Origin of the sequence: Halogeometricum sp. S3BR5-2, from assembly GCF_031624635.1 — an archaeon.
Taxonomy (GTDB): Archaea; Halobacteriota; Halobacteria; order Halobacteriales; family Haloferacaceae; genus Halogeometricum; species Halogeometricum luteum.
In genome coordinates this window covers 289,578-316,052 of the sequence record NZ_JAMQOQ010000005.1, presented here as the reverse complement: position 1 = coordinate 316,052, position 26,475 = coordinate 289,578, and the positions used below count along the sequence as shown (strand labels likewise).

Genomic DNA, 26,475 nt, shown 5'->3' with positions numbered 1-26,475 from the left:
GCGCGACTCGTTCGGGCGCGTTCCGATGACTTTTCGCGCCGGCGGACCGACGGGCGGACAATGAGCGACGAGGCCGATTCTGACGCCGACGGAGGCGAAGACGAACCGAAGTACGCCGACACCTCGAACCCCTATCTCACCGACCCGGACACCGACTTCGACCCCGTCGAGTCGCTCTCGCGCGAGGACGCCGAACGCGAGGCCGAACGGCTCCGAGAAGCGATCAGAGAGCACGATTACAGATACTACGTCGCGGCCGACCCCCTCGTCGCCGACCGGGCGTACGACGCCCTGTTCGCTCGATTACAAGACTTGGAAGACGCCTTCGACCTCGACGACGCGTCCAGTCCGACCCGGCGCGTCGGCGGCGAACCGCTGGACGAACTCGAAACGATAGAGCACGTCGCGCGGATGCTCTCCATCGACCAGTCCGTCGAAGAGGAGGACGTGCGCGAGTTCGACCGGCGGGTGCGCGATTCGGTCGGGGAGGTGACGTACGTCTGTGAACCGAAGTTCGACGGTCTCTCGGTCGAGGTCGTCTACGAGGACGGCGAGTACGTCCGCGCGGCCACCCGCGGCGACGGCGACAGGGGCGACGACGTGACGGAGCAAGTGAGAACGATTCGGTCCGTGCCGCTCCGCCTACGCGGCGACCACCCCGACTTCCTCGCCGTCCGCGGCGAGGTGTACATGCCGAAGGACGCCTTCCGCGAGATGAACCGCGAGCGAGTCGAAGCGGACGAGGAACCGTTCGCCAACCCGCGCAACGCCGCCGTCGGCACCCTCCGCCAACTGGACCCCGCCGTCACCGCCGGCCGGCCGCTGGAGTGTTTCTTCTACGACGTGCTCGACGCCAGCGAGGTACCCGAGACGCAGTCGGAGACGCTGGAGCGATTGGAGACGTGGGGCCTGCGGACGAACGGGGAGGTGAGGACCGACGCCGAGACCATCGACGACGCCGTCGACTACCGCGAGGAGATGATGGCCGCGCGCGAGGGTCTGAACTACGAGATAGACGGGACGGTCATCAAGGTGGACAGGAGAGACCAACGCGAGGAACTCGGCGCGACGAGTCGCTCCGTCCGATGGGCGTTCGCCTACAAGTTCCCCGCCCGCACGGAGGTGACGACGGTGACGGACGTGGTGGTGCAGGTCGGCCGAACGGGCCGCCTGACGCCCGTCGCCCTCCTCGAACCCGTCGACGTGGGCGGCGTCACCGTCTCGCGGGCGTCGCTGCACAACCCCGACGAAATCGAGCGACTCGGCGTCGACGTCGGCGACGCGGTGCGCGTCAAGCGCGCCGGCGACGTGATTCCCGACGTGGCCGAAGTGGTCGAAAAGCGCGCCGAGGGGACGTTCGCGTTCCCCGAGGCGTGCCCCGTCTGCGGGAGTCCGGTCGAGCGCGAGGGACCGCTGGCGTTCTGCACCGGCGGACTCGCCTGCGAGGCGCAACTCGTGCGCGCCGTCGACCACTACGCGATGCGCGGCGCGTTGGACATCGAGGGCCTCGGCGGCGAACGCGTCGAGCAGTTGGTCGACGCCGGTCTCGTCACGGGACTGCCGGACCTCTACCGACTCGAACGCGAGGAGTTGGCCGAGTTAGAGGGATGGGGCGAGACCAGCGCGGACAACCTCGTCCGCGAGATAGAAGCGACGAAGTCGCCGTCGCTGTCGGCGTTCCTCGTCGGCCTCGGCGTGCCCGAGGTCGGCGGGTCGACGGCGCGGAACCTCGCCCGCGCGTTCGGCAGTCTCGACGCCGTGATGGACGCCTCCGAAGAGGAGTTGGAGGAGGTCGACGACGTGGGACCGACCGTCGCCGAGCGGATACGCGAGTTCTTCGACACCGAGACCAACCGCGAGGCCGTCGCGGAGTTGCGGTCGCTCGGGGTCGAACCCGAAACGGAGGAGACGGCCGACGAGGGCGACGACGAACTGGACGGACTCACGTTCGTCTTCACCGGGTCGCTGTCGGTCACGCGCGGGGCGGCGCAGGACCTCGTGGAGGCGCACGGCGCCAGCGCCACCGGAAGCGTCTCGGGGAACACCGACTACCTCGTCGTCGGCGAGAGTCCGGGCCAGTCAAAACGCGACGACGCCGCCGAGAACGACGTGGAGGAACTGGACGAGGCGGCGTTCGCGTCGCTCCTCGAAGAGCGCGGAATCGACTACCCGCCGTAGCCGGTCGACTCCCTCGAATGTCTCCCCAGACGACGGGTTTCGGTGGTTTGAAGCGTGCTGACGGTCCACATACTGACGATTCGGTCAAGAGCTCGAGTCAGACATGATCGACGACGATTCGGCTCTCTCGGGGTACGAAGGCTACGACTGGGAGCGTCTCTCGGGCGTCCCCGCGCCCGACGCGCTGTTTCGGGCGCTCTCGCACCGCCAGCGGCGCCGCGTGCTGTGGTTCCTCCTGGAGCGCCCGGAGACGGCCCTCGCGGAGGTGGCCGACGTCCTCGTGGGGTGGGAACTGAAGGACGGCGAGGACGCCGCCGGACCCGAGAAACACCGGCGGGTGCTGGCCGCCCTCCACCACCACCACCTGCCGGTGCTCGCGGAGAGCGACCTCGTGGAGTACGACGTCGAGACGGGCGCGGTTCGGCTCTCCGCGCCGCCGGAACCGATCAGAGTGCTCATCAAGTTCAGCTACCAGTACGAGCGGGCCGTCGCGGGCCGGGGAGTCTGAGGTCGGATGGCGGGCGACGAAGATGGTCTGCGGGCGATACTGGACGCCGCCGAGCGGCGCCGCAAGTCCGTCACGCACTACGCGCCGGAGGCCGGCGACCTCGCGGAGCGGTTGGACACCCGGAACCTCGACGTCGAGTTCCGGCCGATTCCGCCGGGGGGACCCGAGCCGTTTCTCGTCGTCCGGGACGGCGGGCGGTTCCGGGGAGCGATGCCCGTCGAAGCGCTCCGCGAATACGCGGTCACCCGGAACCGGCGCGGAGCGGTGACCGAGGACCCCGAGGCGCGCGCCATCGTCACCGAACTGCTCGACGACACGGTGTTCTCGTCGCTGTCGAAGCGGCAACTGCTGTCGACCGTGCGGGAGTTCGAGGACCGCGCGTTGCGGGTGGGGACCGGAACGCTGCACACCGGGTTCCAGTCGGCGGCGGCGTTCGCCCCGCAGCGAGAGCTGTACCGGGCGTTGGCCGCCGAGACGGCGCTGGACGTGCACGTCTACGTCGGCGGCGGGAAGGGGGCCGAACCGGAACCGCTCGACGAACCGAACGCGACCCTGCACGCCGACCCCCCCGAGGAACTGGGTCGCTACTGGTTTCTCGTCTTCGACGGCGGAGAGGACCCCGAACAGGGGGTGGCGCTCGTCGCCGAACAGCGACCGGACGGCTCCTTCCGCGGCGTCTGGACGTACGACCCCGAACTCGTCGACCGGGCGCTGTCGCTCCTCCCGGCGGTCGAAGGGGAGCGGTGAGGAACGCGGTCGAAAAATCGCGGCGGACGGCGAACCCGCTACAGGTCCCGTTTGCGGAAGACGTAGTAGCCGACGACCGCCGGGGCCACTATCCACGCGAGGAAGACGAGGAGCATCACCCCGCCCGAGAGGTAGACGGGGACGCCGCCCTGCGCGGGGGCGAACTGGTTGCCGACGACGAACGCCTCGCCCGTCGTGGCGCCGGTGAGGCGGGCCTGCGCGGGGCCGTAGTACACCTGCGCGACGAGCGTCTCGTACGTCCGGAGCGGGTTGAGGTACTTCAGGAACAGCCCTATCTTCACCCGCGTGAAGTTCTCCAGGGCGCCCACGCCGGCCTCCTCGGCGGCGTAGTTGAGGAGCTTCGGGATGCCCTCGGCGATGGGCTTCCAGAGGATGCCGAAGATGAGGTACAGTCCCAGCGTCGCCAGCGTCGCCTCCCGGTTCGAGTCGGCGACGGCGGAGATGCCGAGGCCGACGGAGACGAACGCGAAGCCGAGGAGCACCGTCAGCGCGACGACGGGCACCAGCGACTCGACGCTCATCGTCGTCCCCGTGGCGACGAGGACGACGAACGCCGCGAGGAAGCCGACGAGGAGGGCGGCGGCGACGACGGCGCCGCGGCCGAGGAACTTCCCGGCCATCAGGTCGCGCCGCGAGTTCGGCAGCGACAGGGCGAGCTTTATCGTTCCCGTCTCCCGCTCTTCGGTTATCGCCCCGTACGACGTCGACAGCGCGACGAAACCGAGCACGAGGGCGAGCAGACCGGGGAACGAGAGCCTGAAGATGCCGAGGTCGGCGAAGAAGCCGAACAGGTTGGAGGCGTCGTTCAACTGCGGAGGGAGGAGGACGCCGAACATGAGGAACGACGCGCCGCCGACGAACAGGACGAAAAACAGCGTCGCCCCGTGGAGCCACCGCGAGCGGATGGAGTCGTCGAACTCCTTGCGGGCGACCGCCTGCCAGGTCATGCGCGCGCCTCCTGTCCGTCGGCCGCTTCGTCCGCGTCCGCGGCGCTGTGGCCGGTGTACGAGAGGAACAGGTCCTCAAGCGACGCCTCGCGCGTCTCGAAGTCGGTCACGTCGAGGCCCTGCGACTCCAACTCGTCGATGACGGCCATCTTGGCGTCGCCGACGCAGGAGACGGTGAGGGAGTCGGCGGCGTCGTCGACGGTGACCGAGCGGACGCCGTCGAGGGCGGTGACCGCCTCGGCGTCCAGCGCCGAGACGTCCCCCGACACCTCGACGCGGAGGGTGGCGTCGGCGTCGGACTTCTCGCGCAGGCTATCGACGCTGTCGACGGCGACGAGTTCGCCCTCGCGCATGATGCCGACGCGGTCGCAGACGGCGTCGACCTGCTCTAAGACGTGGCTGGAGAAGAACACGGTCGTCCCGCGTTCGGCCTCCTCGGAGACGATGTCGCGCATCTCCTTGGCCCCGGCCGGGTCGAGGCCGGAGGAGGGTTCGTCGAGGACGAGCAGGTCCGGGTCGCCGACGAGCGCCATCGCGAGGGCGAGGCGCTGGCGCATCCCCTTCGAGTAGCCGCCGGCCTTCCGGTCGGCGGCGTCGGCGATACCGACGCGTTCGAGGACGGCGTCTATGTCGGCGTCGCTCTCGTCGAGTCGCTTGGAGGAGGCGGCGAACTCGACGTGCTGCCGCCCGGTGAGGCGGTCGTACACGTCGAAGCCTTCGGGGAGGACACCGGTACGTGCGCGCACGTCGACGCTCTCGTCGCGGGCGTCGAAGCCGAGGACGCGAATCGAGCCCTCGGTGGGGCGCACGAAGTCGAGGAGCATGTTGATGGTCGTCGATTTCCCCGCGCCGTTGGGACCGAGGAAACCGAACACTTCGCCCTCCTCGACCGTCAGCGAGAGGTTTCTGACTGCGGTAACGTCGTCGGAACGCTCGGCGTTCCGAACGGAGTCGACGAGGCGCGAGAGTCTCCCGCCCTCCTCGAACCGTTTCGTTACCCCGTCGAGTTCGATGGCGGCCATGGGCGAGGGTAGTCCGTTCCCCGGATAAAGCGTTTGGTGCAAAAATCAGCGTTGAGACTGGGAGGCGCGTTCCGGGGGGTCTCGCCCCGAACTCTGTTTAGAGTTCGTCGCCGGGGTCGTACCGTTCGCGGACGCGTTCGACCTCGGTCCGGTAGCGCTCCCGCGTCTCGGCGTCGTCGACGGGTTCGAGGTCCGCGGCCGCCACCGTCGTCGCCGCGGTGGCCTCGGTGCCGCGTTGGCGCATGATGGTCGCCGATATCTGCTTTCGCCGCACCCGGTCGCCCGCGGGCGTCGCGTACACGAGGTCGATGAGGCCGCGGTCGGTGTACGTCCGTTCGACGAGCCAACAGCGGACGCTGTCGTCGTTCTCGGCGGCGGAATCGTCGGGGGACTCGGTGTCGGAATCGGAGTCGCTCACGTCCGACGCCTCGACCAGCGGACGCTTGACGCTGTCGCCCGCGGCCGGAACTGATTCCCTCTGAGCGCGGCGGTCCGGGCGAGTCGGTGACGGGAGCCGCGCTCGTCGACGTGTCGTGTCGAAATGTAATCCTAGTAAGTATTAACTCCCCTCGGGACGGTTGTTCGGATGGTATGGGGAGGGCAGATATCGGGGACCTACACGAGATGGTATCGACCGACCGACGACGGCGGGCGCTCGCGGTGCTGGCCGACGCGGAGAGACCGCTCGGTTGCGAGGAGTTGGCGCGACGAATCGTCGCGCGCCGCTCCGACGGCGCGGGCGACGCCGAGTCGACCGGAGAACGGGAGACCGAAGTCGAGATATCCCTCGGCCACGTCCACCTTCCGAAACTGGAGTCGGGTGGGGTGGTGGAGCGGACCGCGGGAGAGGAGTACGACGTGACCCCCCTAGGATACGACCTCAGGCGCGCCGCGGGGGCCTTCGAGGCCCGTCTCGACGCCGACACGCGGGAGGTCGAGGCGGCGGCGTCGCCGGCGAACCGCTCGGACGCCGTGCCCGCGAGCGACGGCGACGACGGGCGGTAGCGGCCCCGCGACCGGGGCCGTTCGCCGCGCGTCAGCCTCAAGCCGTTCGGGGCGTAACCTCGCGTAGATGGATGCGAGCGACGTCCGCGAGCGAGCGAGCGACCTGCCGACGGGGCCCGGCGTCTACCAGTTCCTCGACGGCGACACCGTCCTGTACGTCGGCAAGGCCGTCGACATCCGCGCCCGAGTGCGGTCGTACGCCGACCCGCGCGGCGAGCGCATCCGGCAGATGGTCGACCGGGCGGCGAGCATCGACTTCGCCGTCACCGACACGGAGACGCAGGCGCTCCTCCTCGAAGCGAACCTCATCAAGCGCCACCAGCCGCGGTACAACGTCCGCCTGAAGGACGACAAATCCTACCCGCTGGTCCAACTGACGGACCATCCCGTTCCCAGAATCGACGTGACCCGCGACCCGGAGGAGGGGGCGACGGTGTTCGGGCCGTACACCGACAAGGGCCGCGTCGAGACGGTGGTGAAGGCGCTGCGGGAGTACTACGGCATCCGCGGCTGTTCGGACCACAAGTACGCCAACCGCGACCGACCCTGCTTGGACTACGAGATGGGGCTCTGTACGGCCCCCTGCACCGGCGAGATATCCGAGGAGAACTACCTCGCGGACGTGGAGTCGGTCGTCCGATTCTTCGAGGGAGAGACGGGCGTCCTCGCGGACCCGCTCCGCCGAACGATGGAGGAGGCCGCCCAGGCTGAGAACTTCGAGCGGGCGGCCAACGCCCGCGACAGACTCGAAGCGGTGGAGTCGTTCCACGGCGCGGGCGAGGAGGCCGTCTCCTCGCAGTCCGACGAGCGCGCCGTCGACGTGCTCGGCGTCGCCATCGAGGGCGACGCGGCCACCGTCGCGCGCCTGCACAGCAAACGCGGCCAACTCGTCGACCGCTCGCGGCACCGCCTCGACGCCCCCGAGGGAGGCGAGCGCTCGGCGGCCGTGCTCTCAGCCTTTCTGCCCCAGTACTACGCCGAGCGCGAACTCCCCGACGCCGTCCTCCTCTCCGAACGTCCGGACGACGAGGACGTGCTGGAGTGGTTGCGCGTCGAGGGCGTGAACGTCCGCGTCCCCGGCGCCGGCCGCGAGGCCAAACTGGTCGAACTCGCGCTGAAGAACGCCCGGCGCGGCCCGGCCCGGAACGACGAACTCGGCGCGCTCTCGGACGCGCTGGGGATTCCCGGAATCTCCCGCATCGAGGGGTTCGACGTGAGCCACGCGCAGGGGAAGGCCGTCGTCGGCAGCGACGTCTGCTTCGTCGACGGCGACGCCGTGAAGGCCGACTACCGGCGGAAGAAGCTCCCGGAGCGAAACGACGACTACGACAACATGCGCGCGCTCATCCGCTGGCGGGCCGAGCGCGCCGTCGAGGGGCGCGACGACAGGCCGGACCCCGACCTGCTGCTCATCGACGGCGGCGACGGCCAACTCGGCGCGGCGACGGATGCGATGCGAGAAGTGGGCTGGGACGTGCCCGTCGTCGCCCTCGCGAAGGACAGGGAGTTGGTCATCACGCCCGACCGGGTGCACGACTGGCCCGCCGACTCGCCGCACCTGCACGTCTTACAGCGCGTCCGCGACGAGTCGCACCGCTTCGCCGTCCAGTACCACCAGACGCTCCGCGACGACGTGCGGACGGTTCTCGACGACGTGCCGGGCATCGGCGAGAAGACGCGGCGCGCGCTCCTGCGGCGGTTCGGCAGCGTCGAGAACGTCCGCGGTGCGACGGTGTCGGACCTGACGGACGTGCCGGGCGTCGGCGAGAAGACGGCGTCGACGCTCAAAGAGCGGTTGTAGCTTAGTTAGGGTTCGAGTCCCCGCGCCCAGTCCACGGCGTCCTGCGGCGTGTCGGGCGTCTCGACGACGGCGTTCGTCCCGCGGAGGCGCCCGCGGAGCGCCACCTGCTTGGCCGTCGGGCCGACGAACGCCACGCGCCGGACGCCGAACTCGTCTATCTCGGCGGCGAGGGCGTCGAAGCGCTCGAAGAACCACTTGCTGATGCCGCCGCCGTCGCCGAGGACGAACACCGAGGCGTCCACGTCGGGGCGCGAGTAGACGGCCGCGACCGTCTCGAAGAACCGTTCGAGGAGGACGCCGCCGCCGACGCGGAACTCCGTGAGGTCGAACAGGGCGACGCCGTCGACGATGTCGTATCGGTACACGTCTGCGCTCATACCGCACAGGACCCCCCGTTCGGACCTAACTACGCGGGGGCTACCGAAGCCGTAATCGGGGGTTAACAGGGGTTAACGGGGGTATCACTCGGCGTACGCGGGTCCTACCGACCCGTGCGGCCGGTCGCTCCGGAGCGGCCCGAACTGAAGAAGATGGTGAATATGTGCTAGTAGAGACGGTCTCTTCGTGGTTATTCTCCCCATACGGTGTCGGTATCTTCGGCGTCGTCGGAACGACGGCGCGTGCACGCGCGCTACGGTGAAGACGGGCATCCACGCGGCGGCCGTGCGGGTCCGAAACGGTGTTCACGACGCGAACGCGTCCGACCGGAGGAGCAACCACGCCGCGAGTGCGACCCACGGGAGCGCCGCGAGGGCGCCGACCGGGGCGGGCCCGAGGAGCGAGTGGGGAGAGCCGAGGACGAACAGCGTCCCGAGTCCGGCGACGGCGTTTATCGCACCGTGACCGACGGCCGCGGGCCAGACGCTGTCGGTCCGGAGCGTCGCCCACGCGAGGAAGACGCCGGTGGCGACGGTGAACAGGCACATGGCGAGAAACCCCGTCCACGGCGCGCCGACGTAGCCGAAGCCGTAGTTGTACCCCATGGCGACGATGGGCCAGTGCCAGACCCCCCAGACGACGCCGACGAGGAGCGTCGCCCGCGTCGCGCCGAGGGGGAGGAGGTTCGGCAGCAGGTACGCCCGCCAGCCGAACTCCTCGCCGAAGGCGAAGACGGCGTTGATGAGCGGTGCGATGGTCAGCGCGGCGACGACCTGAATCCCGACGAGCGTCCACGGGTCGACGGGCACGCCGCCCGCGGCGGCCTCCAGCGCCGACCGATACGCCGACAGCGTGGGGTCGAACTGGCCGGGGAAAACCGCGAAGTACAGCGCCGCGCCGAGGAACGTGAGGAGGGCGGGTGCGACCCACGCGGCGGCGTAGACGCGGAGCGACCCCGAGAGGTGAGGGCGGACCCGGAGGTTCGACCGACCCTCGCCGGTGGCGAGTCGCGCGGCGACGTTGCCGACGGCCGGCGCGAACATGTACGCCGTCGGCAGGAGGACGGACGCGAGCGTGAGGCCGAGACCGGGGACGACGACCGGACTGTCCGCGAGGCCGCCGGTGGCGTAGATGGCCGCGGCGGTGGCCCATGCGACGCCGAAGGCGACGGCGAGGAAGACGCCGACGCGACGCGTCCGGACCGATTCGAGAGCCATGGCTCGCCGTTCGCCGGGTGAGCGCAATAAATGATACGGGTGGTCGCCGTCGCGTCCGAGGCGCGTCGACGTCAACGCCAACGCCGACTACGAAATCTCGTCGTACTGGTCGCTCAGTTTCTCGGCTGCGTCGTCCATCAGTTCCCGCTCGTAGTCGTCGAGGTCCCACTCGACGACCTCTTCGATGCCGTTCGAGCCGAGTCTGACCGGGACGCCGAAGGCGGTGTCCTCGTAGCCGTACTCGCCGTTGAGGACGAGCGACCCCGGCAGCACCTCGCCGGTGTCGCGGAGGATGGCCTCGACCATGTGGGCGACGCCCGTCGCCGGGCCCCACTGCGTCGCGCCCTTGCGCGAGATGACGTCCATCGCGGACTCCTGAAGGTCAGAGAGGATCTCTTCGCGTTCGTCGGCGGTGAACTCGGGGTCCGTGCCGTCGACGCGCACCTTCGAGAACGCGGGCACCTGCGCGTCGCCGTGTTCGCCGAGGATGGTCGCCTCGACGTTCTTCACCGGCGTGTCGAAGCGCTGGCTGAGGACGTAGCGGAACCGCGCGGAGTCGAGTCGGCCGCCGAAGCCGACGACTTTGTGTCTGTCGCGGTCGCCCGCCTCGTACAGGTGGCGGTTCAGGAGGTCCACCGGGTTCGAGGTGGTGACCGAGACGAAGTCGTCGTTGTGCTCGGCCAACGAGGACCCGATGTCGGCCATGATGGGCGCGTTGTCGCCCGCGAGGTCGATGCGGGTCTGTCCCTCCTTGCGCGGGATGCCGGCGGTGATGACGACCACGTCGGACCCCGCCGTGTCCTCGTAGCCGCCCTGATACACCTCCGTGTTCGAGTCGTAGGCGATGCCGTGGTTCGTGTCGGCCGCCTGCCCGACCGTCTTGTCCTCCATGTCCGGGATGTCGACGAAGACGAGTTCGTCGGCGACGTCCCGAAGCGCGAGATTGTACCCGGCGGCTGCGCCGACCGTCCCGGCCGCACCGACCACGCTAACTTTCGTCATACCACGTAAAGGACGCGGCGGATTCCGATTAAACGCTTCGGAACCGGCTCCTCCGACGCTCTATCGTCGTATTAGTGTTCGTCGTCTGTCGAAAACGGGGGCGGGACGGGGACGGGGACGGGACGCGGTCCGCCGGGTCGGCCGAGTCGTCGGGTCCCGGTGGGTTTTTCGACGCACGTCCCCTCCGCCGAGGTATGAGCGACTTCGACAAAGAGGCGGAGCGACAGCGCCTCCGCGAGAAGTACGAGAAGGACGCGGAGCGCCGCGAGGAGACCCAGCGGATGAGCGAACTCCTCCTGCAGGGGGCGACGATGACGAACAAGCACTGCAACCAGTGCGGGACGCCCATCTTCCGCTATCAGGGGACGGAGTTCTGTCCGAACTGCCAGAACGAGCAGGCGAACGCGGCGGCCGAGACGGCCGACGCCGCCGCCGCGGAGGTGGCCAACGGGGAGGCCGGGGAGGCTCCGGCCGAGGCCGCGTCGGAAGCGGCGGAGGGCCGCGAGGCGACCGGCGAGGCGGCGCAGTCGGTGCCGACGCCGGAACCCGAACGGGACGTACCGTCGGGAGTCGCCGACGCGGGCGGCGCGTCCGGCACGGGTGCGGAGAACGCGCGGGCCGGCGGGTCGAGCGGTGGAACCGCCGCGTCCGAGCAGACGGCGAGGGAGCCGGGAACCGAAGCGGCCGTCGGGACGTCGTCGACCGCACCGACGGGCGGGTCGACCGAGCCCGCGGCGGAAGCGGTCAGCGGAGCGGACTCGGCTAGCGGGTCGATGCAGGGCGCGCGCGAGGCGCTCCTGCAGGCGATAACGAAACACGCGCGACGGTCGACCGCCACCGAGGAACCGCAGCAGGCGACGGCGCACCTCCAAGCGGCCCGCGAAGCGGCCGAGGCGCTGGACGCGCTGGACCGGTAGACGGCACTACACCTCTTTCTCGGTCGCTCTGCGAAGCGCACGTTCGATGTCCCCACCCGTCGACGGTTCCGGCCGCAGCGACCGTACCGTGGCGTTCGCCGTCGTCGAAGCCGCCGGAGTCGGCCGAGGGAGACGCCGCTCGGTCGAAGGGCGGCAGTTCGGTCACGTACTAGTGGGGCACGTCGACCCCGTCACCACCGCACCATGATACCCCGGGCGCCGAGGCGCGACGCCGGGGACTCCTCGTCGGTGCGTTCACGTTCGGCCCGCCGACGGAGCGTGTCGGCGTGAGCGCGCCGTTCTTCGGGGTTCGACCGCCGGGAGTCCGAGTCCGAGTTCGTGCCCGTTCTCCCCTCCGTCGGCGTCGACGCGGAACGCTCGGCGTACGAACGGAGTTCGCGGTCGGTGGGCGGTGACGAGACGGAGGCGACGCGTGCCCGCTCGGCGTCGGTCGACGAACGCGTCTCGTGCTGCGGGGTACCGTAGAACGCCCGCACCGCGCCGGGAGGGAGGTCGGGACTCATACATCGTGTAAGCACGCTGGGATAACATATAGTCGTTGCTACGATATCCGAGATAGATGACTGTCCGTCCAGATACTAAGTCGCTCGTCCGTGCTTCGTTTTCTTACTCGTAACTCGACCCGACGACGTCCCGGATTCGCTCCGCCGTGACTTCTCCGATTCCGGACACGTCCAGCAGGTCGTCCTCGCGGGCAGTCATCACCGCCTCGACGGTACCGAACGCTTCGAGGAGGTTGCGCGCGGTGACGGGACCGATATCGGCGATGGAGGAGACGACGTACTCCTGCTGTTCCGTGAGCGTCTTCTGACTCTTGCCGCCGTGGACGCTCACCGACCGCTCGCGCTCGGTCTGTTCGCGCGAGGCGACGGTGAGGAGCAGTTCCGCCGTGTCCGCCTCGTCGCGCGTCTGCAGGACGCTCACGTCGAAGTCGACGGCCAGGGAGGCGAGGGCGCCGCGGATGGCGCCGGGGTGGACGTTCCGCTCCTCGTAGAGGCCTTCACCTTCGAGAATCAACAGCGGGCGCGCGTACGCCCGCGAGAGGTCGCCCACCTGCTCGAACAGCGAGCGGTCGCCCCCGGTGAGCGTGTCGAGGAAGTCCGAGACGGACTTGCGCTCGACGGCGACGCGGTCCGAGAGCACGTAGTCGCCCACGGCGAGCGTTTCCAACCGAGTCTCGACGCCGTCGCGCGTCGAGAGGTCCTTCGCGATGGCGGAGTCCAGTTCCCGCTGGTCGACGACGATTTCGACGACGTCGTCGTCGCGTCCGGCGGTGGCGACGGTTCCCTCGGGTTCGCTCGCGTCGGTATCGCCCGAGTCGTCCCCGTCGCCCTCGTCCTCGTCCCCGTCGTCCTCGGCGCGGGCCACCTCCTCGTCCGCCGCGGAGAACGCCGCGAGGCCCGACTGGCCGTTCGCTCCCGCCGCGGCGGCGTCCGTCCGGTTCTCTGTTGCTGCACCCCCGTCGCCTCCGCTCGACCCGCCGCCGAACGCGTCCAACCCCTTCTGGGAGTCGTCGAGTTCCTCCTCCACCTCGTCGGCGACGCCCTTCAGGTCGCGCAGTTCGGACTTCATCTCCTTCTCTCGCCGCCGTGAAATCCAGAAGTACGCCTCGTCGCGGGTGTCCTCGGCCATCAGGACGACGACGCGCCCCTCGGCCTGCCGGCCGGTCCGCCCCTTCCGCTGGATGGAGCGAATCGCCGTCGGCACGGGCTCGAAAAAGAGCACGAGGTCGACTTCGGGCACGTCCAACCCCTCCTCGGCGACGGAGGTGGAGACGAGCACCTCGAACTCCCCGTTTCTGAACTCGTCGAGCGTCTCCTGCTGTTCCTTCTGGGTCATCCCGTCGGACCCCTCCCGGTCGCCCTGTCCGACGAACCGCCGCACGTCGAACGACGCCGAGAGGAACTCCGTGAGCGCCTCGGCGGTGTCGCGCGACTCGGTGAAGACGATGACGCGCTGGCCGCCCTCGATACCGAGCGTCTGCGCGAGGAGGATTCGGGTCCGGGAGAACTTCGGGTGCAGGCCGTCGAACGACTCGGCCTTCCGCATCGCCTCTCTGACTTTGGGTTCGGCGACGAGTCGCTGACTCGCCTTCGACGCCCCCGACGACTGCGCGGCGTTGCGCTGCCGTTCGAAGTAGCGGCGGACGGACTCCACCGATTGGGTCTCGACCAGTTCGACCGCCCGCCGGAGCTTCATCACCTCCGCGTGGGTGGACATCCCCTTGTAGCCCTCCGACTGGTCGTTGTTCATCAGCTTCTGGAGTTCCGCGCGCATCCCGTTCAACTGCTTCTGGGAGACGTCCGGACTCGTCGTGTTCGACACGCCGAGCGATTTCAGTTTCTCCAATCTGTCCTTGATGACCTCGTTGAGCGCGTCGCGTATCGCCAGAATGTCGTCCGGCAGGTCGATGCGCTCCCACTCCACGTCGGTGTCGTAGGTGTACTCGTCGACGTCGGCGTCCTCCTCGGTCATCACCTCGACTTCGGAGAGTCCGAGGTTCTCACAGACTTCGAGGATGGACTCCTTGTCGCCGCCGGGCGAGGCGCTCATCCCCGTGACGAGGGGGTGTTCGGCGTCGGCGTGGTAGCGCTCCGCGATGTAGACGTAGGCGTAGTCGCCCGTGCCGCGGTGGCACTCGTCGAACGTGAGGTGCGTCACGTCGCGCAGGGAGACGCGGTTGCCGATGAGGTCGTTCTCGACGACCTGCGGCGTGGCGATGACGATGCGGGCGTCCTCCCAGAGGGCCGCCCGGTCGTCCGGGCGCACGTCGCCGGTGAACACGACGATTTCGTCGTCCGGTATGGTGAGGGCCTCGCGGTAGAAGTCGGCGTGCTGCTGGACGAGCGGTTTCGTCGGCGCGAGGAAGAGCGCCTTCCCGCCGACGCCGTTCAACCGTTCGGCCGTGACGAGGAGGCTGACCGTGGTCTTGCCGAGGCCCGTCGGGAGACAGACGAGCGTGTCCGCGTCGCGGGCGGCGCTCGCCAGTCGAATCTGGTACAGGCGTCGCTCGATGAACGACGGGCTCAGGAGGGGATGGTCGACGTGCGAGGGGTCGTCTGCGGCCGCCATTGGGCCCGCTTGGGCGCGATGCGGGTTAAGGGTTAGCGAACCGCGGCGAAAGTGTATCTCCGGCCGCGGGCGGTGCTCGTCGGCGCCTATCGTCGGTCGGTCGTCAGCGCCGGTCGGCGTCGCGGCCGTCCCACTGGTCGGGAGTCTGTCGGTCCGCCGCGTCGACGACGCCGTCCGGCACGGACTCGCCGACGAGGTCCGCCCACTCGGCGACGTGGTGACCGCGGGTGTCTCGGGTCATGCTCTCGGGCGTCACATCTCCTCAGGCGTACATAACGATTGTGCAAACACGTTACTACAGAGAACAGACAGGAGTAGAACGACTGTCGGGGTATCGAGGTAGAGACGGCCTGTCGTCTCGGCGTTCGACTCGTCTTCGGTGGCGCGAAGACGATGTCGGTCAGACGACCTGTTCGCCGTCGTCGTCGTAGAGTTCGATGGCGTCGACGGGGCAGACCCGCGCGGAGAACTCGGCGTCGAACTCCTCGTCCTCGGGAACTTCGACCTCGAAGACGCCGTCTTCGACCTCTTCGGCGCCCGCCAAGTCGGCCTTCCCGTCGTCGAGGTTCTTCTCGAAGGCGTCCCACTCGTCGACGCACTGGAACATGCCGATGCAGGTGTCGCGGTCGTAGCGAATCTTCATGCCGGCCGTTCGGTCAGGGCGTACAAAGCGGTGACGACGCCGGTGCGCTCGCCGCTCAGTCGGTCCCGGTCACCCCGGCGGCGAACTCCTCGACCGCGTCCGCGACGAGGCGTTCGACGAACCCGGCGGCGAACGCCACCGAGAGCGCGACCAGCGGACTCGCGAGGAGCGCGTCGAAGGGGTCGTCGGTTACGGCGGTGACCACGCCCGAGGTGACGAGAACGTAGGCCAGTACGCCCATGAGCGCGCCGACGACAAGGCGGACGAGCAGTAGGTCGCGGTTGACCGGCGGGTCGGACGACCCCGCGTGGCCGGGACCCGCGGCGGAGATGTCCTTCAGGTCGAAGAGGGCGCTCGCCAGCGCCCCGAACAGGCCGAACAGGCCGACGACGGCGAGCGTCGAGGCCACCGACAGGTCGCCGAGCGGGGTGAACGCCCCCGCCGCGCCGCCGACGGTGACCAACAGTAGCAACGCGGCGAACCCCGCGAGGCAGACGAGAGTTCCCAACCTGAGCAGTCGACCGACGGTGCGCTCGGTTCGGGCGTCCGCCCGCCAGCGGTCCTGAACGAGCCCGGCCGCCTGCTGGAGTTCGCGGACGTCGACGTCGGGTCGGACCGTCCCCTTCGAGTCGTAGAGTCGGCCGCGGACGCTCCCGGTCAGCGCGTCCTTCGACCCGAACTCGGCCTCAACCCGAGTGACGACGTGGGTGGCGGTCGACGCGAGATACCGGCGCGCCCGCGGGGAGAGGCGACCGCCGAGGTCGACGGGCGTCGCGGCGGTTCCGGCGGGAGCCGCGCCGCCCGGGTCGGTCGCCGACCCCGTCTCGGCGTCGTCCGCGTCGGCGACCACGGTCACGCTCACCGCGGGTTCCGTCAGGACGTCCTTCAACAGTTCGACGGCGTAGTCCACGGCGATCAGGTCCCGCTTCGCCGAGTAGAAGTGGAACAGCGCGTCGTTCGCGAGTCCCATCTCGAGGTCGCTGTCGGCCTGTCGCAGGCTCGCGCGGGCCGACGCGAGCGCCGCCTCGGCCTCTGCGACCGCGATGCGCAGTTCGCTGTCCGCGCGGGCGTCCGCTCTCGCCTCCGCGAGGAGAGCGCCGAACAGAGTCTCGCGGGCGCCGAGACGCCGAGCGTAGGCGGCGAACCGAGTCCGGTACGCGTTCGGCGACCACGGGAACGCCGGCCGGACGTACGCGAACGCGAGGAGCGCTCCGACCCCGAGACCGACGCCGATGAGGAGCCACGGCGGCGACGGGGCGGCGGCGACCGCGAGGACGTACGACGACCCGCCGACGAGCGCGGCGACCGCGAGGGCGTCGCCGGCGCGCTCGCGCGCCCATCCCGCTTCCTCCCTCCGGCCGAAGGCGAGCAGGAACCCCGCCCGGAGCGCGAAGACGCCGGCTAACGCGGCGACGGCGAGAACGACCGGCGAACGGAGCGGAACGCCGAACACCGACCCGGTCGCCGCGCCCGCCGAGGCGAACAGCATCGCGCCGACGACGGCGAGCGTCACCGCGGCGGCGCGAACCGCACTCCGCCACCCGTCGCGGCCGGAGCGACGCCGGACGGGGTCGAATCCGGCGTTTCCGACGAGGAGGTCCGTCGAAAACTCCGGGACGGAGGAACTCGGGGTCGACGCGCCGCCGCCGTCGTCCGCGGACCGGGGGGTAACCGCGGCGTTCGCGTCGGTATCGCGTCGTCGGAAATCGGAAGAGTGCATCGTGGGTACCTCTCTATCGGCCGGCCTCGAACGGTCCTAACTAGGTGATTCGGCGGCGGTACGATCCCCTCGTACTTCGCGCCGCGGGGAGAAATACTGGTACGCTCCGGAGCGGCGGTCGGCGATCGCTCACTCTTCACCGCCTCCTCCCCGCCGCACACCCCGGACGCTCTCGGGTCCGACCATTTAAACCGGGTGACGGCTTACTCCGCGCCAATGAGACCGGAGGACGTGCCGGGCCTGCCGGAGGGGGTGCCCGAACGACTGCAGTCGGGGGGCATCGAGGAACTGTACCCCCCGCAGGCCGAGGCGGTGGAGGCGGGCGTGACGGAGGGCGAGAGCGTCCTCGCCTCCGTCCCGACCGCGTCCGGGAAGACGTTCATCGCCGAGTTGGCGATGCTGTCGAGCGTGCGACGGGGCGGGAAGGCGCTGTACATCGTGCCGCTCCGCGCCCTCGCCTCCGAGAAGAAGGCCGAGTTCGAGCGCTGGGAGGAGTTCGGCGTCGACGTGGGCGTCTCGACGGGCAACTACGAGTCCAGCGGCGAGTGGCTCTCCTCCAGGGACATCATCGTCGCCACCTCGGAGAAGGTGGACTCGCTCATCCGCAACAACGCGGGATGGGTGAGCGACCTCTCCTGCGTCGTCGCCGACGAGGTGCACCTCGTGAACGACTCGCACCGCGGGCCGACGCTCGAAGTCACCCTCGGCAAACTCCGGAAGATAAACTCGAACCTCCAAGTGGTCGCGCTCTCGGCGACGGTGGGCAACGCCGAGGAGGTGGCCGAGTGGCTGGACGCGACGCTCGTCCAGTCGGAGTGGCGGCCCATCGACCTGAAGATGGGCGTCCACTACGGCAACGCCATCTCGTTCGACGACGGGACCCAGCGGGAGGTTCCGGTCGGGAAGGGCGACAGGCAGACGTCGGCGCTCGTCGCCGACACCCTCGACGAGGAGGGCTCCTCGCTCGTGTTCGTCAACTCCCGGCGGAACGCCGAGGCGGCCGCCAAGCGACTGAAGAACGTGACCGCGGAGTACCTCACGGGCGAGGAGCGCGGCGAGTTGGCCGAGTTAGCGCAAGAGATACGTGATGTCTCCGACGCCGAGACGAGCGACACCCTCGCGAACTGCGTGGCGAAGGGGGCCGCGTTCCACCACGCCGGCCTCGCGTCCGAGCATCGGAGACTGGTCGAAGAGGCGTTCCGCGACCGGTTGGTAAAGACCGTCTCGGCGACGCCGACGCTCGCGGCGGGCGTCAACACGCCGAGTCGGCGGGTCATCGTCCGCGACTGGCAGCGCTACGACGGCGAGTTCGGCGGCATGAAACCGCTCGACGTGCTCGAAGTCCACCAGATGATGGGGCGGGCCGGCCGCCCCGGACTCGACCCCTACGGCGAGGCCGTCCTATTGGCGAAGGACTCGGAGACGCGCGACGAACTGTTCGAGCGGTATATCTGGGCCGACGCCGAACCGGTCCGCTCGAAACTCGCCGCCGAACCCGCCCTGCGGACGCATCTCTTGGCCACGGTCGCCTCCGGGTTCGCGCACACCCGCGAGGGACTGTTGGAGTTTCTCGACCGAACGCTGTACGCGACGCAGACCGACGAACCCGGCCGGTTGGAGCGGGTCACCGACACGGTCCTGCAGTACCTCGAAGTGAACGGGTTCGTCGACATCGACGGGGACGACATCTCCGCGACGGCCATCGGCCACACCGTCTCGCGGCTCTACCTCGACCCGATGAGCGCCGCCGAGATAATCGACGGCCTGGAGTGGGCGGCCGACCACCGCGAGGAGAAACTCCGCGAACTGGCCGGCGTCTCCGATTCGGAGGCTCGCCGCGCGGCGAGCGACGCCGGGGACGCCGAGAGCGAGGAGTCCGCCGGGTTCCGGCGGGCCAGCGAGATGGTCCCGGAGGCGGACGGCGAGAGCGGAGACGAAGGGGAAGGCGAAAGAGAAGACGAGAACGTCGAAGCCCTCGAGACGGACCGCACGTATCCCACGGCGCTCGGCCTGTTCCACCTCGTCTCGCGCACGCCCGATATGTATCAGCTCTACCTCAAATCGGGCGACCGAGAGACCTACACCGAGGAGTGTTACGAGCGCGAACCCGAACTGCTCGGGAACGTCCCCTCCGAGTACGAGGACGTGCGCTTCGAGGAGTGGCTCTCGGCGCTGAAGACCGCCAGACTGCTCGAAGACTGGACGCGCGAGGTGGACGAGGACCGCATCACCGAACGCTACGGCGTCGGACCGGGCGACATCCGGGGGAAGGTCGAAACGGCGCAGTGGTTGCTCGGCGCGGCCGAGCGACTCGCCGGGGAGTTGGACCTCTCCTCGGTCGTCGCCGTCCGCGAGGCGAAAAAGCGCGTCGAGTACGGCGTCCGCGACGAACTGCTCGACTTGGCCGGCGTGCGCGGCGTCGGCCGCAAGCGCGCCCGCCGCCTGTTCGAGGCGGGCATCGAGACGCGGAACGACCTCAGAGAGGCCGACAAGTCCGTGATTCTCGCCGCCCTGCGGGGGCGGCGGAAGACCGCCGAGAGCGTCCTCGAAGCCGCCGGGCGGCGCGACCCGTCGATGGACGACGTCGACGAGGACGAGGCCGACGTGCCCGACGCGACGTTCGAGCGAGCGAGCGAACGGACCGACCGCGGCGACGGAAGCGGAGACGCGGACGACCCGCAGGAGCAGGCCAGCCTGGGTGATTTCGGATGAAGTTCGTCGAGGGCGTCGCCGACGTGGAGAGCGTCGACGCCTTCGTCGCCGCCGTCGGCCAGGTGGCCGAGGAGACGGGCGCGACGGTGCAGGTGTTCGACGCGCGGTACGTCGCCGGCGAGGAGCACCTCCGCCGCGCCGTCGAACTGGCGGACCGCGCCATCGACCGCGGCGAGAACGTCGCCCGCGACAGGGCCGTCGAAATCCTCCTGTACGCCGCGGGTCGACGGCAGATAGACGACGCGCTGACGATGGGCGTCTCGGCCGGCAAGACGCCCGCCGTCGCCCTCGTCGACGGCGGCGACGAGGCGGCCGCAGCGGCTCAACTGCGCGAAACGCTCGCCGAGGAACGGACGCTCGGCCGCTTCGACGGGGAGCGTCTGCGCGAGTTCTTCGCGGTGACCGACACCGAACTCGCCGCCGTCGACGGCGACCTCGGGTCGCTCGTCCGCGAACGCGTGGCGCTGCTGAACGTCGAGAAATAGCTCCGGGAACCCCTTCGTTTCGTGTGGAAATTCGAACGTATTCTCGGGAGGGGGGACCCCTTCGTTTCAACTGGAGAACGGGAGACAGCGGGGCGACGAAACGTCGAAACGAAATCCGGAGCGACGATACCGCGAGCGACTGGGTTACCGAGTAGCGGCGAGAGTCACTAAAGGGATTCGAATCGGACGAAGGGGTTCGGAGCGAAGACCGCGGGAGCGACGTGACGAAATGGTTAAGCGGGCTATCGTCGTTCCGGTCGGCGGAGAGCATCATGGATGGAGACACTCGACCGCCCGCGGTCGCGGAATCGCTCGTGACGGAGTGCGCCGACTGCGGCGGCGTCCGGGAGCACACGGTCACGGCCGCGGTGGAGACGGCACCGACGCGGGCGGGGGTGCGGAGAGAGGAGGAATCGCTTCGGCGGCGGATTCGGATCCTACGGTGTCGGACGTGCGGCGTCTCGACGACGGTTGACGCCGTCTGAGCGCCGTAGCGGATAGGAGCGGGAGCGGCCGAGGCGGGGACTGATTGGCGGCAGTGCGTACCGGCGCCGCGACGAGCGATTTCACCCTCCGCGCCGCGACGGCCGGCGCTCGCGGGCGTTCTCGGCTGCGATTACGACCGCGACACCGGGAAGCGCGCCACCGCGCCGTCGTCGACGTACGACACGTAGAGTCGCCCGTCGGCCGCCGAAACGTGTAACCGGCTGTACGACTCGGGTTCGTGCGACCACCGCGTCTCGCCGGTCGCGCGGTCGAGTACGACCACCTGTCGCCCGCCCGAGAGGGCGACCGAGTCCCCGACCGCGAGGAGGTCCTCCGCGTCCGGCGCCGCGGTCTCCGTCCGCCACTGGCGCCGCCCCGTCAGGTCGAAGCGGTCGACGCGCCCGAGGATGCCGCCGTCTGGGTCGTCGACGCGACTCCCCACGAACACGGCGTCGTCGGTCGGCGTCACCCGTCGGAGGTCGTACCCGGCGGTGTTCCGCCACGCGACCGACCCGTCGCGACGGTCGAGCGCGACCAGTTCGTCCGCCGACTCCGACCGTTGGTTCTGTAGGTACACCTGCGGACCGAGCGTCGGGTCTCGGTAGGACTCCGCGTCGACCGTCGACTCCCACCGGGCGGCCCCGCCCTGCGGGTCGTACGCTCGGACGGTCGACTCGCCGTCGGAGACGACCAGCCGTTCGTCGGCAGTGAGACCGGGATACCACTCGCTCGCCTCCGTCCGCCAGCGGACGCTCCCGTCCTCCGTCGCGACGGCGACGAGGCGCGTTCGATCCCCGCCCGCCGCCTCGCGGAAGACGAACGTCGATTCGAGCAGTCCGGAGAGTCGGTAGCCGGCGACGTCGCGGGCGAACCGTCGCTCCCCGGAGTCCGCGTCGAATCCGCGGACCTCGTCGATGTGGCGGTCGAGGTGTGCGAGCAGCGACCCGTTGCTGGCCACCGTTCCGCGCTCGTGCAATCCCTCCTCGCGCCACCGCAGGTCGCCGGCCGCGTCGACGGCGTAGACGTCGCCGTCGGTGCTGTGGGCGTGGTACGGCCCGTCGTCGCCGGACGCCGCGGGGCGCGCTTCGATGGGGCCGCCCGTCTCGTATCGGAACGCGGTCTCCCCGTCGTCGCGACGGAGCCCGTACAGCGCCTTGTCCTGCGCGCCGACGAGGACGTGCGCCGCCGAGACGGCGAGCGGACTCGCGGCGCTCGCGTCCGCGAACTCCCGCCGCCACTCCGGGTCGACGCCGCCGAGTCGAGGGAGGGAGCTACAACCCGCGAGCGCGAGGCTTCCGAGCGCCGCGATGCCGCCCAGCGCGCGCCGACGCGAGACGCGGTGGCGCTTCTCGCCGCCCGCGCGGTCACGCCGCATCCAGCACCTCCGGGGCGAGTCGGGCTACTTGCCACTCCTGTCCCAGGTAGACGCCGCCGCCGACGGCCGCCGCCCAACCGAGTTGTCCGCCGCTCTGGTAGCCCTCGAATCGCCGCTCCGTAATCCGCGTCCCGTCGGTGTCGTGGACCGAGAAGACCGTCGGCCCGAAGGGAACGGTGCCGCTCGACCCGCGAACTCGGAGGTCGCCGCCCGACAGCGTCACCAGTTTGCCGTCGGCCGTCGTCGGCCCGGACGTGACGGCGTTCGGCGTCTCCGTCCGCCAGCGCCGCTCCCCGGAGTCGGCGTCGAACGCGTACAGGTAGTAGTCCGCGGCGCCGACGAAGACGCGCCCGTTGGCGACGAGCGGCCGGGTGAATACCGTGTTTTCGAGGTCGGCCCGCCACCGTCTCTCGCCGGTCGCCGCGTCGACCGCCAGCACCGACTCGGTCGCGCTCCCGACGTAGACCGTCCCGTCCTCGACGGCGACGTCCGACATCGCGGCGCCGACGTCGAGGCGCCACGCGTCGGTTCCGTCGGCCCCGACGCGGCGGAGCGTCCCGTCCAACAGGGCGAAGACGACCCCGTCCCCGTCGCTCGCCGGGGCGCCCGCGAGGGATGCCGGAAGGTCGACGCTGAACCGCTCGGCTCCGTCCGAACGCGCGAATCCGACGAGCCTGTCGGGGACGTCGTCTTCGGTCCCGGAGACGGGCACGACGACCGTCCCGCCGGCGACGACCGGCGCGAACTGCACGACGCCCGGGTCGGCCCGGTTCACCGCCGGTATCGACGCCTCCCAGACGGGCGCTCCCCCCTCGTGCTCGAACGCGAACACCGTTCCCGTCTTCGAGAAGACGTAGACGCGGCGTCCGTCCGTCGCGGCCGGCGAACACCGCTCGTCGGGGCCGGAGACGGACCACGTCGTCTCTCCGGTGTCGGCGTCGACGGCGCTCAGCATCGGGTCGTTCGAGAACGGACTCCGGGAGGCGAAGACGACCCGTCCCTCGGTCGGCCGGACGCCGACCGTCGTCTCCCGCAGGTCCGCGACCCACGCCGTCGGCAGCGGTAGGTCGTCCTCGTCCCCCGAGAGCGCGCTGCACCCGGACAGCCCGACTGCGAGCGCGGGGAGCGACCGGAGGGCGTCGCGTCGCGTGTAGGAGACCATCGGTCGCCGCTTTCGAGTCGGTCGGTATCAGTCTTGTCACTCGTTCGGAGAGACGCGTTCGCTGTCGTGTCTCGGTCCCGCCGCCGTAACTTCTACTCGCGTGAGCGACCTGACTACGAGTGTGACCCTGGACCTCCCGCCCGTCGGATTCGGCACGCTCGGAATCACCGACGTCGACCTCCTGACCACCGGCATCGAGATGGGGTACGAGTACGTCGACACGGCCCAGTTCTACGGGAACGAATCGGAGGTCGGCGACGCCATCGAACGCGCGGACGTCGACCGCGGGGAGTTCACGCTGGCGACGAAAATCTGGTACGACAGACTCGGCTACGACGACGTGCACGACGCCGTCGAGGGGAGCCTCGACCGACTCGGCGTCGACACCATCGACCTGCTGTACGTCCACTGGCCGCTGGGCGACTACGACCCCGAAGAGACGCTCCGGGCGTACAACGAACTCGTCGCGGAGGGAACCGTCTCGAACATCGGCGTGAGCAACTTCTCCCCGGAGATTCTCGAGACGGCCCTCGAACACGCCGACCCGACGGTCGCCGCGAATCAGATCGAACTCCACCCGCTCCTCCAGCAGGAGCGCTCGCGCGAGTTCCACCGCGAACACGGCGTCGAGACCCTCGCCTACGGACCGCTACTCGGCGGTCGAACGGAGATGATTCCCGAACTCGAAGAAATCGCCGAGAAACACGACACGACCGCGAGTTCGGTCGCGCTGGCGTGGAGTCAGCGACTCGACGGCGTCACGCCCATCGCGGGCGCGGAGACCGAATCGCACCTCCGCGAGAACCTCGATTCGGTCGACCTCGAACTCGACGACGAGGACGTCGAGACCATCGAGACGCTCGGTCGAGAGATCAACGCCTACGGCAGCAACGGCGTCAGTATCGACCCGGGCGTCGACCGACTGTAAGGCGACCGTCCGTGGACGCGAGTGACCGTCTCGGACCACTGTCGGATCGAGCGTCGCTCCCGAAACCCGGTCGTCGGTCGGGCTACGCTTCCGGTTCGACGGTCACCGCGTCCGCCAGAGCGACGATCTCGGCCCGACTGGCGGCCGGATCGAGGTCGATATCGGCCGAGAGAGTCAGATCGAGGCCCGTCCCTCGCTCGCCCGTGATGCTCGCCGTGCTCGCTTCCCGAAACGACTCGGCGGGGTAGGCGCCGCCCGCGGCGAGCCCGGTGCCCGAGTCCTCCTTCCACGTCGAGATGAACCCGCGGACGGGGAGCGACCCGCCCTCGATCTCGATCGCGATTTCGCCGGCCCGTTCGTGTTCGATCGCCGCCGAGAAGCCTTCGTAGCCGAACTCGCCCTCGTACTCCCGCGTCTGACTCGCCACCTCCGGACGGACCGTCCCGACTTCGACCTCGCGGACGTTCCGTATCCCGCTCTCTCGCATCGTCTCTCTCAGTTCGTCGGCCGCGGGTTCGACCAGTCGCTCCGGCGTCGCCCCGAACGTCGTGAACCCCCGGAGATCGATATGCGCGGCGAAGAACCTCGCCAGCGGGCTATCGAACTCGCCCAACGTGAGCCGCTTCACGCGTTCGCGGAGGGCGGCGTTCTCGAACGTTCGGAAACAGACGTACGGCGTCGTCCCCAGTTGAGCGGGAAGCTTCATCCTTCGCGTCTCGGTCTCTTCCCAGCCGTCCGCTCTGTCCGACCGAACGACCGGCCGAGCGATCTCGATATCTGTCATTTCGTTCGGTGCCCACTATCCCGTCGAGGGACGCACCTACTTACGCGGACCGGCGGCGTAGTCGTCTTTCGCGGCGGTGGCGAGATACAAACGGTCAGTCTCCCGTCGTGCGACTCCGCGGAAGATCTCACGCGAGAAATCGAGAGAATAGTCCCACCAGGATTCGAACCTGGGTCGTTGCCCCCAGAAGGCAACAGGATTGGCCACTACCCCATGGGACTGACATGTCTGTCAGCAGCCACCCGCCGGCTCGTACCAACGGGACAGTCACACCTACCCCCCGATAGCGTATCAATGTTGCGAAACGGCACGATGGCGGCCGTCGAACCACGCGTCTCACCATCAAACCCGGACGGTGCTTGGATGTCGCCGCCCCTCAGTCGGAGTCGACGCGTTCTTTCGAGACGTCCCCGAACTCGGCGACCATCGCGGAGGGTTCGATATCCAGCCGCTCGAACCGGTAGTGAGCGTGTTCCTTCCGGTGACAGTTCGCACAGAGCACGTCACAGCGCCGTATCTCGGCGCGAATCGTGTCTCGCGACCGCTCGTTCGAGACCAGTTCGCTGACGTTGGCCGTCTTCTCGACGCCGTCGCGATGGTGGAAATCGAGGCAGACGGGATCCGATTCCGAACACCGAGTACAACCACGTTCGCGCTTGAGGCCGTACACCCACGCCCGGAGTTTCGCCCGCTTATCGAGCGTCTGCGTCGCGTTCTGTTCGCGGTGGCGGTAGTGCCAGCGCTGGTCGACGCTCAGTTCGGCCCACGCCTCCTCGGAGAAGTCCACATCCGTCGGCTTGGACTGAACGCGGCTCCCGCGACTCGCTGCGGTCTCTAACCCCGCTGCCTCCTTCGCGGCGTTCCATCCCCCCATCGTTCGGACGATGGTGGCCGACGCGGGGGTGAGACCGAGCGATTCGTACTGCGCCTTCGACGGTGATTCGCCGAGTCGGTCCGCGGCAGTTCTGAGTGCCTGTCGACAGTCGGTAGGAGAAGTGCTCGCCATCACTCGTTGCTGGCGAGCGATTATTTCTCACGCGATAGCCGAGATGCGAACCCAGATCCGATACTCAAGCTGAAAGGGTTGATTTGTAGCTCCGTTTTCCGCAAGTTCCGTCGACGGACTGTGACCGAGGAGCAATCAAGTCGGAACATCGATAGCGCACTCTCTCCTCTTTCGGGCATTCCGAGGAAAGCGTGGAGTGGAAACGACGGGGACCGACGCTGACATATCAGCTCTTAGATACTGGAGAATAGGATCGGAATCGAGCTACACCCCCGGTTTTTCCGGAGTCTGCCCCGCTGTGATGGATGTAGCGGGTACGTCGCGTCGATTCGGCTGTG

At 69.2% G+C, this 26,475-nt stretch carries 25 protein-coding genes and 1 tRNA gene; 10 read left to right on the top strand and 16 right to left on the bottom strand.

The window, feature by feature from the left end; all coding sequences use genetic code 11:
* Positions 1-60: 60 nt before the first annotated feature.
* The 3 genes from ligA (at position 61) to NDI79_RS18250 (ending at position 3,433) form a co-directional block, all read left to right on the top strand.
* Complete coding sequence (gene ligA / locus NDI79_RS18260) at positions 61-2,178, top strand: NAD-dependent DNA ligase LigA (RefSeq protein ID WP_310930095.1); 2,118 nt, start codon at positions 61-63, stop codon at positions 2,176-2,178.
* Between the two features lie 103 nt (positions 2,179-2,281).
* Positions 2,282-2,686: a DUF7344 domain-containing protein gene (locus NDI79_RS18255; protein ID WP_310930094.1), complete on the top strand. Its 405-nt coding sequence runs from the start codon at positions 2,282-2,284 to the stop codon at positions 2,684-2,686.
* A 6-nt stretch (positions 2,687-2,692) separates the two neighbouring features.
* Entirely contained in the window at positions 2,693-3,433 is a 741-nt protein-coding gene (locus tag NDI79_RS18250; protein WP_310930093.1) for a DICT sensory domain-containing protein, read from the top strand.
* A 38-nt stretch (positions 3,434-3,471) separates the two neighbouring features.
* Here the strand turns inward: NDI79_RS18250 and NDI79_RS18245 are convergent, their stop codons facing one another.
* From NDI79_RS18245 to NDI79_RS18235, 3 genes are all read right to left on the bottom strand, one after another.
* Entirely contained in the window at positions 3,472-4,401 is a 930-nt protein-coding gene (locus NDI79_RS18245; RefSeq protein WP_310930092.1) for an ABC transporter permease, read from the bottom strand.
* Positions 4,398-5,423: an ABC transporter ATP-binding protein gene (locus NDI79_RS18240; protein ID WP_310930091.1), complete on the bottom strand. Its 1,026-nt coding sequence runs from the start codon at positions 5,421-5,423 to the stop codon at positions 4,398-4,400. Before NDI79_RS18240 ends, NDI79_RS18245 begins: the two co-directional genes overlap by 4 nt.
* Positions 5,424-5,520: 97 nt before the next feature.
* A complete protein-coding gene (locus tag NDI79_RS18235; protein WP_310930089.1) occupies positions 5,521-5,841 on the bottom strand; it encodes a DUF7967 family protein in 321 nt (106 codons plus the stop codon).
* A 173-nt stretch (positions 5,842-6,014) separates the two neighbouring features.
* Here NDI79_RS18235 and NDI79_RS18230 point away from each other — a divergent pair, with 173 nt between their 5' ends.
* Together NDI79_RS18230 and NDI79_RS18225 are read left to right on the top strand one after the other, a co-directional pair.
* Positions 6,015-6,428: a DUF7344 domain-containing protein gene (locus NDI79_RS18230; protein WP_310930088.1), complete on the top strand. Its 414-nt coding sequence runs from the start codon at positions 6,015-6,017 to the stop codon at positions 6,426-6,428.
* Between the two features lie 67 nt (positions 6,429-6,495).
* Complete coding sequence (locus tag NDI79_RS18225) at positions 6,496-8,229, top strand: excinuclease ABC subunit C (RefSeq protein ID WP_310930087.1); 1,734 nt, start codon at positions 6,496-6,498, stop codon at positions 8,227-8,229.
* A gap of 5 nt (positions 8,230-8,234) precedes the next feature.
* Here the strand turns inward: NDI79_RS18225 and NDI79_RS18220 are convergent, their stop codons facing one another.
* From NDI79_RS18220 to mdh, 3 genes are all read right to left on the bottom strand, one after another.
* Positions 8,235-8,606 (bottom strand): hypothetical protein, encoded by a 372-nt coding sequence (locus NDI79_RS18220; RefSeq protein WP_310930086.1) that lies wholly within the window; start codon positions 8,604-8,606, stop codon positions 8,235-8,237.
* Positions 8,607-8,912: 306 nt separating this feature from the next.
* Positions 8,913-9,824: a CPBP family glutamic-type intramembrane protease gene (locus NDI79_RS18215; RefSeq protein WP_310930085.1), complete on the bottom strand. Its 912-nt coding sequence runs from the start codon at positions 9,822-9,824 to the stop codon at positions 8,913-8,915.
* An 87-nt stretch (positions 9,825-9,911) separates the two neighbouring features.
* Complete coding sequence (mdh, locus tag NDI79_RS18210; protein ID WP_310930084.1) at positions 9,912-10,826, bottom strand: malate dehydrogenase; 915 nt, start codon at positions 10,824-10,826, stop codon at positions 9,912-9,914.
* A gap of 194 nt (positions 10,827-11,020) precedes the next feature.
* Here mdh and NDI79_RS18205 point away from each other — a divergent pair, with 194 nt between their 5' ends.
* Positions 11,021-11,743, top strand: coding sequence for an Sjogren's syndrome/scleroderma autoantigen 1 family protein (locus NDI79_RS18205; protein ID WP_310930083.1), 723 nt, complete (start codon positions 11,021-11,023; stop codon positions 11,741-11,743).
* 191 nt (positions 11,744-11,934) lie between these two features.
* Here the strand turns inward: NDI79_RS18205 and NDI79_RS18200 are convergent, their stop codons facing one another.
* From NDI79_RS18200 to NDI79_RS18180, 5 genes are all read right to left on the bottom strand, one after another.
* The gene (locus NDI79_RS18200) at positions 11,935-12,267 is read right to left on the bottom strand and encodes a hypothetical protein (protein ID WP_310930082.1); all 333 of its coding nucleotides are present in this window, start codon (positions 12,265-12,267) and stop codon (positions 11,935-11,937) included.
* A 103-nt stretch (positions 12,268-12,370) separates the two neighbouring features.
* Positions 12,371-14,836, bottom strand: coding sequence for a DEAD/DEAH box helicase (locus NDI79_RS18195; RefSeq protein ID WP_310930081.1), 2,466 nt, complete (start codon positions 14,834-14,836; stop codon positions 12,371-12,373).
* A 103-nt stretch (positions 14,837-14,939) separates the two neighbouring features.
* Positions 14,940-15,077, bottom strand: a complete 138-nt coding sequence (locus NDI79_RS18190; protein ID WP_310930080.1) for a hypothetical protein — start codon at positions 15,075-15,077, stop codon at positions 14,940-14,942.
* A 159-nt stretch (positions 15,078-15,236) separates the two neighbouring features.
* Entirely contained in the window at positions 15,237-15,479 is a 243-nt protein-coding gene (locus NDI79_RS18185; protein ID WP_310930079.1) for a ferredoxin, read from the bottom strand.
* Between the two features lie 55 nt (positions 15,480-15,534).
* A complete protein-coding gene (locus NDI79_RS18180; protein ID WP_310930078.1) occupies positions 15,535-17,199 on the bottom strand; it encodes a hypothetical protein in 1,665 nt (554 codons plus the stop codon).
* Between the two features lie 216 nt (positions 17,200-17,415).
* Between NDI79_RS18180 and NDI79_RS18175 the strand changes: the two genes are divergently transcribed.
* From NDI79_RS18175 to NDI79_RS18165, 3 genes are all read left to right on the top strand, one after another.
* Positions 17,416-19,911 carry an ATP-dependent DNA helicase gene (locus NDI79_RS18175; RefSeq protein WP_310930077.1) on the top strand — a complete coding sequence of 832 codons (2,496 nt, stop codon included), beginning with the start codon at positions 17,416-17,418 and terminating at the stop codon, positions 19,909-19,911.
* Positions 19,908-20,396: a KEOPS complex subunit Cgi121 gene (gene cgi121, locus NDI79_RS18170; protein ID WP_310930076.1), complete on the top strand. Its 489-nt coding sequence runs from the start codon at positions 19,908-19,910 to the stop codon at positions 20,394-20,396. Before NDI79_RS18175 ends, cgi121 begins: the two co-directional genes overlap by 4 nt.
* 272 nt (positions 20,397-20,668) lie before the next feature.
* Positions 20,669-20,881 carry a hypothetical protein gene (locus tag NDI79_RS18165; RefSeq protein ID WP_310930075.1) on the top strand — a complete coding sequence of 71 codons (213 nt, stop codon included), beginning with the start codon at positions 20,669-20,671 and terminating at the stop codon, positions 20,879-20,881.
* A 131-nt stretch (positions 20,882-21,012) separates the two neighbouring features.
* Here the strand turns inward: NDI79_RS18165 and NDI79_RS18160 are convergent, their stop codons facing one another.
* Positions 21,013-22,257 (bottom strand): outer membrane protein assembly factor BamB family protein, encoded by a 1,245-nt coding sequence (locus tag NDI79_RS18160; protein WP_310930074.1) that lies wholly within the window; start codon positions 22,255-22,257, stop codon positions 21,013-21,015.
* Positions 22,247-23,419: an outer membrane protein assembly factor BamB family protein gene (locus NDI79_RS18155; RefSeq protein WP_310930073.1), complete on the bottom strand. Its 1,173-nt coding sequence runs from the start codon at positions 23,417-23,419 to the stop codon at positions 22,247-22,249. The genes NDI79_RS18160 and NDI79_RS18155 overlap by 11 nt, the downstream gene beginning before the upstream one ends.
* A 121-nt stretch (positions 23,420-23,540) precedes the next feature.
* Here NDI79_RS18155 and NDI79_RS18150 point away from each other — a divergent pair, with 121 nt between their 5' ends.
* Positions 23,541-24,347 (top strand): aldo/keto reductase, encoded by an 807-nt coding sequence (locus NDI79_RS18150; protein WP_310930072.1) that lies wholly within the window; start codon positions 23,541-23,543, stop codon positions 24,345-24,347.
* A gap of 82 nt (positions 24,348-24,429) precedes the next feature.
* Here NDI79_RS18150 and NDI79_RS18145 read toward each other — a convergent pair whose 3' ends face one another.
* The 3 genes from NDI79_RS18145 to NDI79_RS18135 form a co-directional block, all read right to left on the bottom strand.
* Positions 24,430-25,131 carry a DUF6517 family protein gene (locus tag NDI79_RS18145; RefSeq protein WP_484494546.1) on the bottom strand — a complete coding sequence of 234 codons (702 nt, stop codon included), beginning with the start codon at positions 25,129-25,131 and terminating at the stop codon, positions 24,430-24,432.
* A gap of 148 nt (positions 25,132-25,279) precedes the next feature.
* A tRNA-Gln gene (locus tag NDI79_RS18140) sits at positions 25,280-25,352 on the bottom strand.
* A gap of 155 nt (positions 25,353-25,507) precedes the next feature.
* Positions 25,508-26,137: a homing endonuclease associated repeat-containing protein gene (locus NDI79_RS18135; protein ID WP_310930070.1), complete on the bottom strand. Its 630-nt coding sequence runs from the start codon at positions 26,135-26,137 to the stop codon at positions 25,508-25,510.
* Positions 26,138-26,475 lie beyond the last annotated feature (338 nt).

What these genes read in the sequence shown, in the direction of transcription:
- ligA (WP_310930095.1), top strand. Translation starts at nt 61, where the DNA reads ATGAGCGACGAGGCCGATTCTGACGCCGACGGAGGCGAAGACGAACCG.
- NDI79_RS18255 (WP_310930094.1), top strand. Translation starts at nt 2,282, where the DNA reads ATGATCGACGACGATTCGGCTCTCTCGGGGTACGAAGGCTACGACTGG.
- NDI79_RS18250 (WP_310930093.1), top strand. Translation starts at nt 2,693, where the DNA reads ATGGCGGGCGACGAAGATGGTCTGCGGGCGATACTGGACGCCGCCGAG.
- NDI79_RS18245 (WP_310930092.1), bottom strand. Translation starts at nt 4,401, where the DNA reads ATGACCTGGCAGGCGGTCGCCCGCAAGGAGTTCGACGACTCCATCCGC.
- NDI79_RS18240 (WP_310930091.1), bottom strand. Translation starts at nt 5,423, where the DNA reads ATGGCCGCCATCGAACTCGACGGGGTAACGAAACGGTTCGAGGAGGGC.
- NDI79_RS18230 (WP_310930088.1), top strand. Translation starts at nt 6,015, where the DNA reads ATGGGGAGGGCAGATATCGGGGACCTACACGAGATGGTATCGACCGAC.
- NDI79_RS18225 (WP_310930087.1), top strand. Translation starts at nt 6,496, where the DNA reads ATGGATGCGAGCGACGTCCGCGAGCGAGCGAGCGACCTGCCGACGGGG.
- NDI79_RS18220 (WP_310930086.1), bottom strand. Translation starts at nt 8,606, where the DNA reads ATGAGCGCAGACGTGTACCGATACGACATCGTCGACGGCGTCGCCCTG.
- NDI79_RS18215 (WP_310930085.1), bottom strand. Translation starts at nt 9,824, where the DNA reads ATGGCTCTCGAATCGGTCCGGACGCGTCGCGTCGGCGTCTTCCTCGCC.
- mdh (WP_310930084.1), bottom strand. Translation starts at nt 10,826, where the DNA reads ATGACGAAAGTTAGCGTGGTCGGTGCGGCCGGGACGGTCGGCGCAGCC.
- NDI79_RS18205 (WP_310930083.1), top strand. Translation starts at nt 11,021, where the DNA reads ATGAGCGACTTCGACAAAGAGGCGGAGCGACAGCGCCTCCGCGAGAAG.
- NDI79_RS18200 (WP_310930082.1), bottom strand. Translation starts at nt 12,267, where the DNA reads ATGAGTCCCGACCTCCCTCCCGGCGCGGTGCGGGCGTTCTACGGTACC.
- NDI79_RS18195 (WP_310930081.1), bottom strand. Translation starts at nt 14,836, where the DNA reads ATGGCGGCCGCAGACGACCCCTCGCACGTCGACCATCCCCTCCTGAGC.
- NDI79_RS18190 (WP_310930080.1), bottom strand. Translation starts at nt 15,077, where the DNA reads ATGACCCGAGACACCCGCGGTCACCACGTCGCCGAGTGGGCGGACCTC.
- NDI79_RS18185 (WP_310930079.1), bottom strand. Translation starts at nt 15,479, where the DNA reads ATGAAGATTCGCTACGACCGCGACACCTGCATCGGCATGTTCCAGTGC.
- NDI79_RS18180 (WP_310930078.1), bottom strand. Translation starts at nt 17,199, where the DNA reads ATGCACTCTTCCGATTTCCGACGACGCGATACCGACGCGAACGCCGCG.
- NDI79_RS18175 (WP_310930077.1), top strand. Translation starts at nt 17,416, where the DNA reads ATGAGACCGGAGGACGTGCCGGGCCTGCCGGAGGGGGTGCCCGAACGA.
- cgi121 (WP_310930076.1), top strand. Translation starts at nt 19,908, where the DNA reads ATGAAGTTCGTCGAGGGCGTCGCCGACGTGGAGAGCGTCGACGCCTTC.
- NDI79_RS18165 (WP_310930075.1), top strand. Translation starts at nt 20,669, where the DNA reads ATGGATGGAGACACTCGACCGCCCGCGGTCGCGGAATCGCTCGTGACG.
- NDI79_RS18160 (WP_310930074.1), bottom strand. Translation starts at nt 22,257, where the DNA reads ATGCGGCGTGACCGCGCGGGCGGCGAGAAGCGCCACCGCGTCTCGCGT.
- NDI79_RS18155 (WP_310930073.1), bottom strand. Translation starts at nt 23,419, where the DNA reads ATGGTCTCCTACACGCGACGCGACGCCCTCCGGTCGCTCCCCGCGCTC.
- NDI79_RS18145 (WP_484494546.1), bottom strand. Translation starts at nt 25,131, where the DNA reads ATGACAGATATCGAGATCGCTCGGCCGGTCGTTCGGTCGGACAGAGCG.
- NDI79_RS18135 (WP_310930070.1), bottom strand. Translation starts at nt 26,137, where the DNA reads ATGGCGAGCACTTCTCCTACCGACTGTCGACAGGCACTCAGAACTGCC.